Here is a 12,760-nt window from a genome sequence, read left to right on the forward strand (position 1 = left end):
GTCAGGGCTGCCGGTGCCGGCGGACGAGGATCTCGCCGGGCGGCAGCGGCTCCCAGTCGGGGAGGCCGTCGACCAACTTGCGTTCCCGCTTGGTCGCCCGGGGCTGCTGCGCGGCGGCCTGCCGGGCCCAGGGTGACGGCGGCGCCTCCGGGGCCGGTTCGGGCGCGGGCTGCTGCGGAATCCGCGGTACTCGTCGGGACTGGCTCACTGGACTCCTCCGGTGACGGTTCGGCGCGAGTAGGGGGTGGACGCCTGGGTCGCCCGGCCGAGGTCGGCGATCAGTGCCATCACCTGCGGCTCCAGCCGGTCGGCGGCCTGGTAGCGGCTCATCCAGTCGGTCAGCTCGGCGCTGGATCCGCGCAGCTGCAGGATCGCGTCGTGCTTGGCCCGCTCGACGAACGCGACGACCTCCTGCCGCTGGAGCTCGACCTGCTGCGACTGCTGATGCAGCCGGACAAACCAGACACCGCCGACGAGCAGCGCGAGGATCAGGCCGACCCAGCCGATGCAGGCGGTGAGCACGACGAGCGCCAGGACGGTGACGATGATCGGCGCGATGATCTTCTTGCCCCAGTCGAAGGTGAAGCCGGCGATGAACGCGCGGCTGTGCTGGTCCCAGTGCGCGGCCAGCGAGCCCTCGAGCTCGGCGAGCGGGCGCTGGAACGAGCCCGTCCACGGCGGCAGCTTGAAGCCCTTCGCGGCGACGTTGTAGTCGCCGGCAAAGACCGCCGTGACGTCCGGCGGCAGCGCGCCGCGGTAGTCGCGGCAGAACTGCCCGTGGGCGCGGGAGATCCAGTCGGCGCAGGAGGCGATGGCGAGCCGCTGCGTCGAGCGGGACACGCCGATCGCGTCGGGGGTCAGCGCGGACTGGGTCTGGACCTCAAGGAAGTCCATGGTCGTCTCCAGCGCGGCCGCGTCGACGGCGACGGCCCGCCGGGACCGCTCAAGGTCGCCGTCGTTGCGGACGATCGCCTGGTTGAGCGCCAGGTCGCGGCGCAGCGGCAGCTCCTCATCGTCGTACTCGGCGACGAGGCGGTCGAGGATGTCGTCGATGGCGTCCTCGATGCGGTCGGCCGGCACGATCTCCTCGGCGAACAGCGCCCGGTAGTGGTCGATGAAGGCCTGATGCGACTCCGCGGCGGCCAGGATCCGTTCCATCGCCGGCCACTGCGGGCTGACGGCGGCCAGGCGCGGGAAGCGCGGCACCGCGGCCGGCGGCGCGACGTGCGCGTCGACCTCGTGCCGCCAGCGGTTCACCTGGGCGTCCTGCTTGGCCTCGTCGACCAGCAGCTGCTCGCGCCAGCGGCCGAGGAACTCCCCGACGATCGCGACGCCGCCGGGCCCGAACGCGCCCTGGGCGATCGCCTCGAGGATGACCGCGAAGTTGCGCCCGAGCGCGTTGGGATCCTGGGCGGCGAGGTAGTGCCGCAGCCAGCGCGCGGCGCTCTCGAGACGGTTCTGCCGGCGCAGGACCAGCGCCATGAACAGCGCCGTGTGGCCGGGCGAGCGGCGGTACGCCTCCGTGACGGCCCGGTCGCACAGCGACGGGTCGTCGGCCGACCACGCGGCCAGCGCGACGAGGACGGGGGCCAGCCAGTACCGCGGCGTCTGCAGCATGAGCTGCTCGCCCACGCTGCGGATGGTCTCCTCCGAGACCAGGCCGACGTCGAAGGCCTGGAGCATGCCGACGGCGGTGTGCCGGACCACGTTGTGGCGGCCGAACTCGTGCTCCAACTGGTCCTGCAGCACCCCGATGCGGGTCTCGGCGAGCTGGATGTTGGCGGTGAGCTCGTGCTGCCGGACGAACGCGAGGAAGTCGGCGCGCAGGCCGGCCAGCTCGTTGCGGGCCTCCTGCTGCTCCTGGCCGACGAGTGCGACCTGCGTCGAGACCGCGGCCAGGTTCTGGTCCAGGTTCACGATCAATCTCTGCACCTGTTGAACCTGGTTGCGCAGGTGGAAATCCACTTCGGACATTTCGGGTATCCCTTGGGTTAGGCGACCACGGAACCGTCGTTGCGCACCGGCACGATCGTGCCGCTCATGTAGATCTCGACGTAGGCATAGGCGCCGGTGCGCACGAGCATCCGGGCCTGGGCGAACGGGTCGGGCACCGGGTCGGTCGGCGCGTAGTGCTCGACGATCGCGCGGCCGAGATCGAGGCGATGGTCGACGTACGGCGGGCCGAGATAGCACTGGGCGAGACACCCCAGCGGTAGGTCCCCCACCTCTTCGACGTAGGCATCGCTGAGCCACTCCGCGAGCTGGGCCCGCTGCGCGGGGTCGACGGCGGCGTCCAGCTGATGCATGGCCCGCAGGAAGCCTGCGTGCCGGGGCCGGCGCAGCTGGGCCGCCGAGCCGGTGGCGGAGCGGGCACGGGTCACCGCCGGGCTCGCCTGCAGCGGCGGCTGCAGCGCGCTGTCGCCCAGGACCACCCGCCGTCGTTGCCTGAAGTCCATGGACCTCCCCTTCGCTTACCGGACGCATTCCTCTGACGGACCGGTAGGCGAAGGGAGCGGGGCCGAGCCGTTCGACCGACCCCGAAGGAGTACTCACTGGCCGGGCTGGACGAGGCCGTTCTCGTAGGCGAAGACGACGGCCTGCACGCGGTCGCGCAGGCCCAGCTTCATGAGCACGCGCGTGACGTGGGTCTTCACCGTCGGCTCGCTGAGGTACAGCTCCCCGGCGATCTCGGCGTTGGAGCGCCCCCGCGCGATGAGCCCGAGCACCTCGAGCTCGCGGCGGGTCAGCGTCTCCAGCCCCGCGCGGCGGCCGGCGTCCGGGCGCGGGCGGCGCACGTACTCCTCGATCATGCGCCGCGTGATCTCCGGGGCCAGCAGCGCCTCGCCCGCCGCGACCGTGCGCACGGCGCCGGCCAGCTCGCGCGGCGGCGCGCTCTTGAGCAGGAAGCCGCTCGCCCCGGCCCGCAGCGCCTGGTACACGTACTCGTCCTCGTCGAACGTCGTCAGGATGAGCACGCGGGCCGGGCAGCGCCCGCCGGACAGCAGCCGCCGCGCCGCCTCGATGCCGTCCATGCGCGGCATGCGGATGTCCATGAGGATCACGTCGGGCCGCAGCGCGAGCGCCCGGTCCACGGCCTCGTGCCCGTCGGCCGCCTCGCCGACGACCTCGATGTCGTCCTGGCCGTCGAGAATGGAGCGGAACCCGCCGCGCACGAGCGCCTGGTCGTCGACGAGCAGCACGCGGATCATCGCTGGGCCGCCTGGAGGGGCAGGCATGCGGTCACGGTGAAGCCGGCGCCGGGCGCGGCCGCCGTGTCGAGCGTGCCGCCGTAGAGGCCGACCCGTTCCCGCATGCCGATGAGCCCGTGCCCGACCCGCTGTGCCCCGGCGCCCCGGCCGCCCGTCGCGCCGGCCCGGCCGGTGTCGCGGACGCTCACCGCGACCGACTGCTCGTCGTAGCGCAGCACGACGCGCGCGGTGGTCGGGGCCGCGTGCTTGAGGGCGTTGGTCAGCGACTCCTGCACGATGCGGTACACCGTCAGGTCCACTCCCGGCGGCAGCGGCCGCTCCGGTCCCTCGACGGCGAGCTCGACCGGCAGCCCGATCCCGGCCATGTGCTCGACCAGCTCCGCCAGGTCCGCGGTGCCCGGCTGCGGCTTGAGCGCGAGCCGGCCCCGCTCGCCGCGCAGCAGCCCGAGCATCCGCCCGAGCTCGGCGACGGCCTGCTGCCCGGTCTCCTGCACCGACCGCAGCGGCGCCCGGGCGCGCATCGGGTCGCGGTCGAGCAGGTCCTCGGCGGCGCCGGCCTGCACCACCATGACGCTGACGCAGTGGGCCACGATGTCGTGCAGCTCGCGCGCGATGCGGGCGCGCTCCTCGGCCAGCGCGGCGTGGATCGCGTCCTCGCGCTCGGCCTCGAGCCGCCGGGCACGGTCGCGGTCGTCGGACTGGCTGCGGGCCCGGGCGCGCAGCACCCGTCCGGCGATGAAGCAGGCCGCCAGGGGTACCGCCACGAACGGGAGATTGCCGACGGTCCCGGACTCGGGGTTGCGCAGGAACACCACGACCAGGCCGGCCAGGATCGCCCCCGCGCCGACGGCCGCACGGGCCCGCTCGCTGTGCCGGGCCACCGAGTAGCCGGCGACCAGGATCGGCAGGAAGTCGCCCCAGATTGTGACGGTCAGCGGGGTGACGAGCATCGGGGCGCCGATCGCGACCCCGACGACCGCGGCGGTGAACAGCGGCGCCACCCGCCGCAGCGCCAGCACCAGGGTGGCCGCCAGGGTGACGGCGACCACGGCCGGCCGGGGGCCGTACGGCGTCGAGTTGTCCAGCCCGTACACGAGATCGATCTGGGCGAAACCGGCGACCGCGAGCCCGAACAGCACGTCGGGCAGCAGCCCCGCCGGCCGCCGCCGCAGCCACGCGCGCGTGTCCGACTCCTTCACACCCGGCAAGTTACCGACGGCCGGGCCGGCCGGGCGTCATCCGGAGGTCGCATTTCCGGCCTCACAACTCGCGACCGGAGCATGACCCGGCGCCGACCAACGCACGACGCCGCGGGGGCCCGCCGCCCCGACGCTGAGGTGGTGCCGCCGCGGGCGGCGACCTGGAGGAGAGATCATGACCGTGAACCTGAAGCGCCTCGGCGGATGGGCGCTCATCGCCGGCGCGATCGTCGCCATGGCCGGCTACGTCGCCGCCAACCTGCTCGCGCCGGGCAGCGGCGAGGAGGTGTACCACTACAAGCAGTGGCCGCTGTTCGAGTCCGTCGCGCTGATCGGCGACGTCATCGTCGCGATGGGGCTGCCGGTGATCCTGGCGTTCGCCGGGCGGGCGCCGAAACTGCACATCGTGGGGTACATCGGCATCTTCGCCGCCCTGGTCATGCTGAACCTGGGCGAGGGCACGACCGAGGCCTTCGTGAAGCCCTACCTGGTCGACCACGGCGGCCTGCCGGCCGAGGAGCCGACCGGCTTCGCGGTGTTCGAGGGCATCGCGCTGCTGGCGCTCGTCGTCGGCTCGATCTGCCTCGGCATCGCCATCCTGCGCGCGAAGACGCTGCCGTGGTGGATCGGCGTGGCCGTGATCCTGTCGAGCGTGATCGGCGCCCTCGGCCTGCCCGGCGCCTGGTTCCTGCTGCCCGACAGCCTCTTCTTCGGCACGCTGCTCGCGATCGGCGCCTTCGCGGTCCGCGAGCGCCCGGCGGTGGATCAGACCGGGGGCGTGCCGGCGGTGAGCCGGACGGTGTAGCCGTCGGGCGCGCGGTGCATGTTCACGTGGGCGCACACCTGGTGGGCGATCCACAGCCCGAGCCCGGCCGAGGCGAGGCTGACCACCGGCAGCAGGCCGGCGAACGGCTCCTTCGGCCCGGGCCCGGCGTCGGTCACGGTGACGACCATGCGATCGGCGCCGGTCCACAGCCGCATCCGGGCCACCGGCCGTCCGTAGACGCGGGCGTTGGCGACGACCTCGCTCACCGCCAGGACGAGGTTCTCGACCTCGAGCTCGGGCACCCGGCCGTCCTTGGCGGCGCGCACGGCGTCGCGGGCCTGCACCGGCGACGGGTCGAGCAGCTCGGCGACGGGCGCGTCGAGCATGATCGGGTCGGGCACGGGCGGCCGGTTCTCCAGCAGGAACTGCTCCGGCGGGGCGTACTGCGGGTTGAGCTCGTGCCGGCCGTGCGGCCGCGCGGTGCGCGGGTGCGTGCGAGCCACCTCGGCGAGGACGTTCGGCGGGGTGACGCGCTCGTCGTACGCGCACATGCTCCACAACGGGAACTCGTCGTAGGCGTGGTTGATCGCCGACTCGTACCGCGCCCACCAGTCCCAGGTGGCGCCGAGCACCTCCCGGGGCAGCTCGCCGACGATGCGGATCTGCCCGGCGCCGGCCGCGACCTGCTCGGCCAGCAGGCTGCGGTAGGAGCGGATGGCGCTGGCCGGGCGGGCGTAGACCTCGCCGCCGGTGAGGAAGGTCACCGGGGTGCCAGCCGGCAGGGCGGCACGCACCAGCGCGGCGTTGCGCTCGCCGAAGCCGACGAAGGTCGGTTCCCCGGCCTCGACCCCGCCGAGCAGAAACGGCACGACCACCGCGAGCAGGTGCTCGTCGGTGTCGTAGCAGATCGCCTCGTGGTAGTACCCGGTGTGGCCGGCCGCGGCGCCCGTCCTCATCAACCCTTCCCCTCGACCCGCACCCGCGCCGCCCCCAAGCAATCGAGCAGCCGGCCGACCGTGCTCAGCGACGTGTGCAGGACGGCGACGGCGGCCGAGTCCTCCGCGTAGCGCTGCAGGTGCAGCAGGGCGCGGTGGTCGACAAAGCGCAGGTCGCGCGCGTCGATCACGATACGCCCGTCGACCGGTCTGGGCAGCACATGGGCCAGAGCGGCCGGCAGGAGCTCGTCGGCGGTGATGTCAAGATCCCCCGCGAGGGTGGCCGCGGGGCCACCCGGCGGGCCGGCCCGCAGGGAGAAGCGGGCGCCGTCGACGTTGGTCGCCGGGTGCAGGCAGGCCAACTCGGCCACCGCGCGGTCGCCGAGGGCGCCACGGTCGAGGGCGCAGACGGCCCGCATCGGCGCCGCCGTGATGTGCCGGTCGACGAGCGCCTCGTAGCGGGCGAACGCGTTGAACTGGGCCGGGGTGCGCACGAGCGGCGTGACGTCGACGACGACCCGCAGCCCGGCGTGGCCGTCCGCGACGGCGGCGGCGGTGGCCGCGACATACTCGGCGACCTGGGCCGGCGGGTCGACGAGCGCGCCGCTGCGGTATGCGGCCTCGAGCGGCACGAACCGCACCGCGCCGGGGCGCGCCCGCCCCTCCTCCTCGAGCCAGCCGGTCAGCCCGCCCGGGCCGCCGGCCGTGGCATACCAGACCTGCTCACCGGCGGCGAGGCCCGCGCCGAGAAAGTCCCGGGCGCGGGCCTCGAACTCATGCCGGTCGTCGTACGACCAGCAGAGATGCTTCGCCGATGCCGGGGCGCTCACCTTCGCAGCATAGCCACGACACCGGCGAAGGGCGTTTCACGCGACCCGGTCGGCGTCGTCACGGACGGTGTGACGGCGCATACGGAGCGAAGCAGGGCGATCGGCCCCGCCCGCGCTCGCCGGGCCGGTCGGCGCCGCGGCAACCAGCTTCCCATCGCCAGATATCGATATAACCCCAGAAGAGATCAACTGACCGGACGGCGCGCCGATATAGCGCCCGTGACCGACTACCGCCGCCGCGCCTACCGGATCCTGGCCCTGCTCGCCCTCGCCGTGCAGGGGGCGTTCCTCCTGGTCGGCGTCGAGCCGGCCGCGGCGGCCGGCCCGAACGCGGTGGTGACCGACGGCGGGTGCCTCACGAGCGCCCTCGGCCGCTCCGACGACGGGTCGTCGGACGAGGTCCCGCTCGGGTTCCCGGTCAACTTCTTCGGCACGACGTACAGCGGGATGTTCGTCAACAACAACGGCGACGTCACGTTCGGGCGCGCGTACTCCGGCTACTCCGGCCTCGACCTCGCCGCGTTCGGCAGCCCGATCGTCGCCGTCGCGTTCTACGACGTCGACACCCGCGCGCCGGCCGCGTCGCCGGTGTCGTGGGGCCCGATCACCTATGCCGGCCGCCCCGCGTACTGCGTGAACTGGGTCGACGTCGGCTACTTCAACAACGGTTCGGACCGGCTCAACAGCTCCCAGCTGCTGCTGGTCGACCGCTCGGACACCGGCGCCGGCAACTTCGACATCGTCATGAACTACGACCGGCTGGCGTACGAGCCGTCGGGCGGCCTGACGGTCGGCTACTCCAGCGGTACGGCGGACTCGACCTACGTCTACCCGGGCTCCGGCGTGGCGGGCGCGCTCGTCGACGCCAACCCCTCGACCGGGCTCGTCCACAACTCGGGCGGGCGGTACGTGTACCAGGTGCGCGGCGGCCAGCCGGCCCCGCCCGGCGCCCAGACCATCGACTTCCCCGCGCTCGCCGACGTCGCGTACGGCACAGCGCCGTTCACGGTCGCCCCGACCGCCACGTCCGGACTGCCGGTGTCGGTGGCCGCCTCCGGCGCGTGCACCGCGTCCGGCTCGACGGTCACGGTCACCGCGGTCGGCACCTGCACCCTGACCGCAACCCAGGCCGGCGACGGCACCTACACCGCGGCGACCCCGGTGACGCGCGCGTTCGCGGTGACCCAGGCCCCGGTCTCCGTGTCGCTGGCCGGGCTCAACCAGACGTACGACGGCACCGCCCGCACGGTCACCGCGGCCGCCGACCCCGACCCGGGCAACGGCACGATGACGGTCACCTACGACGGCTCGGCGGTGCCGCCGAGCGCCGCCGGCAGCTACGCGGTGCAGGCCGCGTACTCCTCGGCGACGCACGCCGGCACCGCGTCCGGCACGCTCGTCGTGGCCCGGGCGCCGCAGACCATCACGTTCCCCGAGCTGCCCGCCCGGACCTTCGGCGCGAAGCCGATCACCCTCGCCGCGTCCACCGACGCCGGCCTGCCGGTGACGTACGCCGCGGCCGGCACCTGCTCGAACGTCGGCACCACCCTGACCATCACCGGCGCCGGCCAGTGCACCGTCACCGCGAGCCAGGCCGGCGACGCCAACCACGCCGCCGCCGCGCCCGTCGCCCGCTCCTTCGCCGTCGGCAAGGGCGCCGCGACGATCACGCTGAGCGGGCTTTCGCAGGTGTACAGCGGGAGCTCCCGCGCCGTCACCGCGGCCGTCGACCCGGCGGGCGCCGGCGCCGTCCGCATCACCTATGACGGATCCGAGGCCGCGCCGGCCGCCGCCGGCACCTACACGGTGGTGGCGACCGTCGACGGCCCGAACTACAAGGGCACCCTCGAGGCGACCCTGACCATCGCCAAGGCGCCGCAGCACATCGACTTCGCCGACCTGGCCACCGCGACGTTCGGCGACGCGCCCCGCCCGCTCTCGGCGAGCGCGTCGTCCGCGCTGCCGGTCCGCTTCACCGCGACGGGCGCCTGCGAGCTGCGCGACGGCGCGCTCGCGTTCCGCCGCGGCGGCGGCTGCACCGTGACCGCGCACCAGGACGGCGACGCCAACCGGCTCGCCGCGCCCGACCTCGCGCGCACCGTCGACGTGGCCCGGGCCGTGCAGACGCTGACGCTCGGCGCGCCCGAGCGCCTCACCGTCGGCGGCACCGCCGGCACCGTCACCGCGACGTCCAGCGCCGGCCTGCCGGTGACGGCGGCCGCGACCGGCGGCTGCGAGCTGCGCGGCACCGCGCTGGCCCCGGCGCACGCCGGCACCTGCACCGTCACCGCCGCCCAGCCGGGCGACGACTCGTACCTGCCGGCGCCACCGGCGAGCGCGACGACCACCGTCGCCCGCGGCACCGCGACGCTGCAGGTGAGCGCGGCGTCGCTGGTCGCCGACGGCGCGGCGCACGCGGCCGCGGTCACCACCGCGCCGTCCGGGCTCGAGGGCGTCGCGGTCACCTACAACGGCTCCGGGACGGCGCCGAAGGACCCCGGGACGTACCGCATCGTCGCCGCGCTCGACAACCCCGACTGGGTCGCGGCGCCGGTGGTCGCGCGCATGACGCTGAAGCCGCCGGCTCCCGCCGTCGCCGTACCGGTGGCGGACCCGTCGACCGGGACGCGCCCGGAGCTCGCCCCGGACCGGGCCCTGTCCACGGTCGGCGGCCGGCCCGACAACGTCACGCGCGCCCCGGCCGCGACGGGCGGCCTCACCTTCACCGGCAACGGCTTCACCGCCTCGGTCGCCGCCATCGGCGCGGACCGCACGCGCCAGCCCCTGGACGCCGAGGGCCGGCTGGTGCTGGACCGCAAGCGCCGGGTGCTCGTCTCGATGACCGGGTTCGCGGCGAACGCCCAGACCGACGTGTGGCTGTTCTCCGACCCGGTGCTCGTCGGCCACGTGACGGCCGACGCGAACGGCGCGGTCGAGGCGTCGCTGCCGGTGCCGGCCGCGCTGCCGGTCGGCGAGCACACCCTGCAGGTCAACGGCCTCACCGCGGACGGGCGGCAGCGCTCGCTGAGCGTCGGCCTGGTGCTGGTCGATGCGCCGGTCGCGTCCCCGTCGGCGTCACCGGCCCCGACCGTCACCCCGTCTTCCCCCGCCGCACCGGCGGCCGCCCCCGTGGTGGGCTCGGACCCGCTGGACCGGCTGCCCGCGTACGTCCCGGCCGAGCACGCCGCCGCGGTCATGAACACCGGCGTCGCCGGCTTCACGCTGCTGGCCGTCACGGCGAGCGCGGGCGGCGCCGCGGCCGCCAAGGGCGGGAACCGCCGCAAGGCCGGCAAGATCAGCTCCGGCTCGGCCAAGTACTTCAAGGAGCGCTGGGAGGGCGGCGGCCCCGGCGACCGCTCGGCCACCTGGCGGCTGCTCCCAACGGCCCGGCTGGACCGGCTGAGCATGGACCTCCCGCAGCGGGTCGCCCCGTTCTCCCCGCTGCTGGCCCGGATCCTCAGCGACGGCTCGTACGTGCGCTCGATGCTCGGCGCCGCCTGGTGGGCGATGCCGGCCGCCGGCGCGGTCCTCGGCGCGGTCGCGGCCGTCCGCTCGCACGGCGCGCCGCTGCCCCCGGCCGCCCTGATGCTGGCCCTGGTCGTGCTCGGCATCATGGACGCCTTCGCCGGCCTCGCGGCCGCCGCGGTCTTCGCCGCCGTGGTGGCGGCCACCGGCGGCGTCCACTCGGCCGACACCCTGCGCCTGCTGCTCGGCGTCTGCGCGATGTGGTTCGCGATCGCCCTGCTGGCCGGCGTCGTCCGCCCGTTCCGCCGCCCGCCGCCGGAGCGCGCGCTGGACTGGTGGACCCGCGGCGGCGACGTGCTGATCGCGTCGCTCACCGGCGGATGGGCGGTCCAGAAGGGCGTCGGCGCGCTGTCCGGCCTGGCCGGGCACAAGCTGCCGATCGCCGCCTCGGCCAACCACATCGCGCTGGCCGCCCTGACGGCGATCGCCGCCCGGATCGCGCTGGAGACCCTGGCCTCCTGGGCCTACCCGCAGCGGCTGGGCGAGGTCCGCCCGGAGAAGCTCCCGAAGCCGGGCAAGGTCCAGCGCCTGTCCGCGATCGGCCTGCGCACGGTGCTGTTCGTCCTCGTGTCGGTCGCCTTCCTGGGCGCACCGTGGCAGCTGTGGGCCGGCGTGGTGCTGTTCGTGGTACCGCAGGTCCTGAGCGTGTACGAGGACGTCTTCCCCAACCAGCCGAAGCTCTTCCGCGTCCTGCCGAAGCGGCTGGTGAAGACGGTGTTCATGATGCTGGTCGGCACGCTGGCCAGCCTCGCCCTGGCCCACCTGATCAAGGACCCGCAGTCGCGCATCGTGAACGGCTTCGTCCTGCTCACGCTGCCGGGCCTGGTCTTCTCCCTCATCGAGCTGTTCGGCCGGGAGGGCGAGACGAAGTCCCAGAGCTGGCCGCGCGAGCTGGCCGGCGGCGCCGTGATGGCGATCGGCATCGCGGCCGCCCTGGGTGTCTTCGCGTAGGTTGCTAGGCCACGAACTGGTAGTCCATGAGCACCGGGGCCAGCATCAGGGCCTGCGTCATCAGGGCGACGAACAGGTAGATCCGCTCGAAGGAGCGGCTCGAGCCCATCATGCCGAGCACGATGAACAGCGGGAACCACTCCAGGACGATCCGCGGCGCGGACATCAGATAGTGGGGCCAGCCGGCCATCGTGCAGATGAACAGCAGCATCGGCACGGCGGCGTACACCAGCAGGAAGCGCTGGTCGGGGCGGAAGCCCCAGCGGCCGCGGAACGCCAGCACCAGCAGCACGATCGCGCCGATCGTGCACGTGGCCTCGAAGATGCCGAGCAGGCGCCAGTCCGCGAGGATCGGGCCGGTCGTGAGCTCGTGCAGCGTCTTCCAGATGGGCTCGCCCGGCCAGCCGTAGCTGCGCTTCCAGTGGTCCTGGGCGTGCGCGAAGGCCAGCCAGTCGCCCAGCTTGACCGCGCACCAGATCGAGAACGCTACGACGCCGGCCGGGATGTACAGGAAGCTCAGCGCGTCCCAGCGGATCTTGCGCAGGCTCCAGCCCCGTTGGCGCAGGTACTCGTAGGCCAGCGGGGCGGCCAGCAGCAGGCCGAAGAGCCTCGTCGAGCCGGCCAGCATCGCCGCCGCGCCGGCGATCCAGAAGTTGCCTTTCCGGGCGGCGTACAGCGAGATGATCGCCAGCGCGATGTACAGCGACTCGTTGTACGCGGCGAACAGGAAGTACCCGGTCGGGAACGCGGCCAGGTAGAACGCCGTGCGGCCGGCGACCTTGTCGCCGAACTCCTCGTCGACGAAGCGGTGCAGCATCGTGAGCGTGACGAAGGCGAAGAACGCGCTGATCAGCATGCCGGCGACCAGGCCCTGACCGGGGATCAGGGGATCGGCGATCTTGATCAGGAAGGGGTACAGCGGGTAGAACGCCGGCGCCCACGGGTTGAACGCATACCCGTACTTCGCGATGCGCACGTAGTAGACGGCGTCGAACCGGTACCAGGTCTGCAGCAGCCCGCCGACGCTCGGCAGGCGCGCCCCCGGCTCGGTGATCCGCCACACGAACACGGTGGCGACCGCGTACGCGATCATCGCGGCGACGCAGATCACCGCGGCGATCTTCGCCGAGCGCAGCCACGGCGCCGACCCGGGCCGGCGCCAGACGCGCCACCGCGCCTCGGCGACATCCGCGTCCGCCGATGTAGCGCGACCCCCGCCGGCCGGCTCCGTCGCCGGTTCGCGCTGCTGGCCGACGGTCTCGGTCGTCGTCAGCCGTCCCTCGTCGGATGCATCAACGGACTCAGAACTGCTTGCGCCAGGGGGTAGCGACACAGGCGGAAACTA

General features: G+C 73.9%; 10 protein-coding genes. 2 read left to right on the forward strand and 8 right to left on the reverse strand.

Annotated elements, in window-relative coordinates; genetic code table 11:
* Position 1: 1 nt before the first annotated feature.
* The 5 genes from ACQEVU_RS48660 to ACQEVU_RS48680 form a co-directional block, all read right to left on the reverse strand.
* The gene (locus ACQEVU_RS48660) at positions 2-208 is read right to left on the reverse strand and encodes a hypothetical protein (RefSeq protein WP_433336924.1); all 207 of its coding nucleotides are present in this window, start codon (positions 206-208) and stop codon (positions 2-4) included.
* Positions 205-1,974 (reverse strand): hypothetical protein, encoded by a 1,770-nt coding sequence (locus ACQEVU_RS48665; RefSeq protein ID WP_433336926.1) that lies wholly within the window; start codon positions 1,972-1,974, stop codon positions 205-207. Before ACQEVU_RS48665 ends, ACQEVU_RS48660 begins: the two co-directional genes overlap by 4 nt.
* Positions 1,975-1,991: 17 nt before the next feature.
* Positions 1,992-2,456: a hypothetical protein gene (locus ACQEVU_RS48670; protein ID WP_433336928.1), complete on the reverse strand. Its 465-nt coding sequence runs from the start codon at positions 2,454-2,456 to the stop codon at positions 1,992-1,994.
* Positions 2,457-2,549: 93 nt separating this feature from the next.
* Positions 2,550-3,209: a response regulator gene (locus tag ACQEVU_RS48675; RefSeq protein WP_433339707.1), complete on the reverse strand. Its 660-nt coding sequence runs from the start codon at positions 3,207-3,209 to the stop codon at positions 2,550-2,552.
* Complete coding sequence (locus ACQEVU_RS48680; protein ID WP_433336930.1) at positions 3,206-4,408, reverse strand: sensor histidine kinase; 1,203 nt, start codon at positions 4,406-4,408, stop codon at positions 3,206-3,208. Before ACQEVU_RS48680 ends, ACQEVU_RS48675 begins: the two co-directional genes overlap by 4 nt.
* A gap of 175 nt (positions 4,409-4,583) precedes the next feature.
* Between ACQEVU_RS48680 and ACQEVU_RS48685 the strand changes: the two genes are divergently transcribed.
* On the forward strand, positions 4,584-5,213 hold the full coding sequence (locus ACQEVU_RS48685; protein ID WP_433336932.1) for a hypothetical protein: 630 nt from the start codon (positions 4,584-4,586) through the stop codon (positions 5,211-5,213).
* Here the strand turns inward: ACQEVU_RS48685 and ACQEVU_RS48690 are convergent.
* Entirely contained in the window at positions 5,174-6,130 is a 957-nt protein-coding gene (locus ACQEVU_RS48690; protein ID WP_433336934.1) for an anti-sigma factor RsbA family regulatory protein, read from the reverse strand. The genes ACQEVU_RS48685 and ACQEVU_RS48690 overlap by 40 nt on opposite strands.
* Positions 6,130-6,939 carry an MEDS domain-containing protein gene (locus ACQEVU_RS48695; protein WP_433336937.1) on the reverse strand — a complete coding sequence of 270 codons (810 nt, stop codon included), beginning with the start codon at positions 6,937-6,939 and terminating at the stop codon, positions 6,130-6,132. The genes ACQEVU_RS48690 and ACQEVU_RS48695 overlap by 1 nt, the downstream gene beginning before the upstream one ends.
* Before the next feature lie 219 nt (positions 6,940-7,158).
* Here ACQEVU_RS48695 and ACQEVU_RS48700 point away from each other — a divergent pair, with 219 nt between their 5' ends.
* The gene (locus ACQEVU_RS48700; RefSeq protein WP_433336939.1) at positions 7,159-11,415 is read left to right on the forward strand and encodes an MBG domain-containing protein; all 4,257 of its coding nucleotides are present in this window, start codon (positions 7,159-7,161) and stop codon (positions 11,413-11,415) included.
* A gap of 4 nt (positions 11,416-11,419) precedes the next feature.
* On the opposite strand, the gene ACQEVU_RS48705 is transcribed toward ACQEVU_RS48700, so the two are convergent.
* Positions 11,420-12,748, reverse strand: a complete 1,329-nt coding sequence (locus ACQEVU_RS48705; protein WP_433336941.1) for a mannosyltransferase family protein — start codon at positions 12,746-12,748, stop codon at positions 11,420-11,422.
* Between the last annotated feature and the right edge of the window lie 12 nt (positions 12,749-12,760).

Origin of the sequence: Dactylosporangium sp. CA-139066 (genome assembly GCF_050936175.1) — a bacterium.
Taxonomy (GTDB): Bacteria; Actinomycetota; Actinomycetes; order Mycobacteriales; family Micromonosporaceae; genus Dactylosporangium.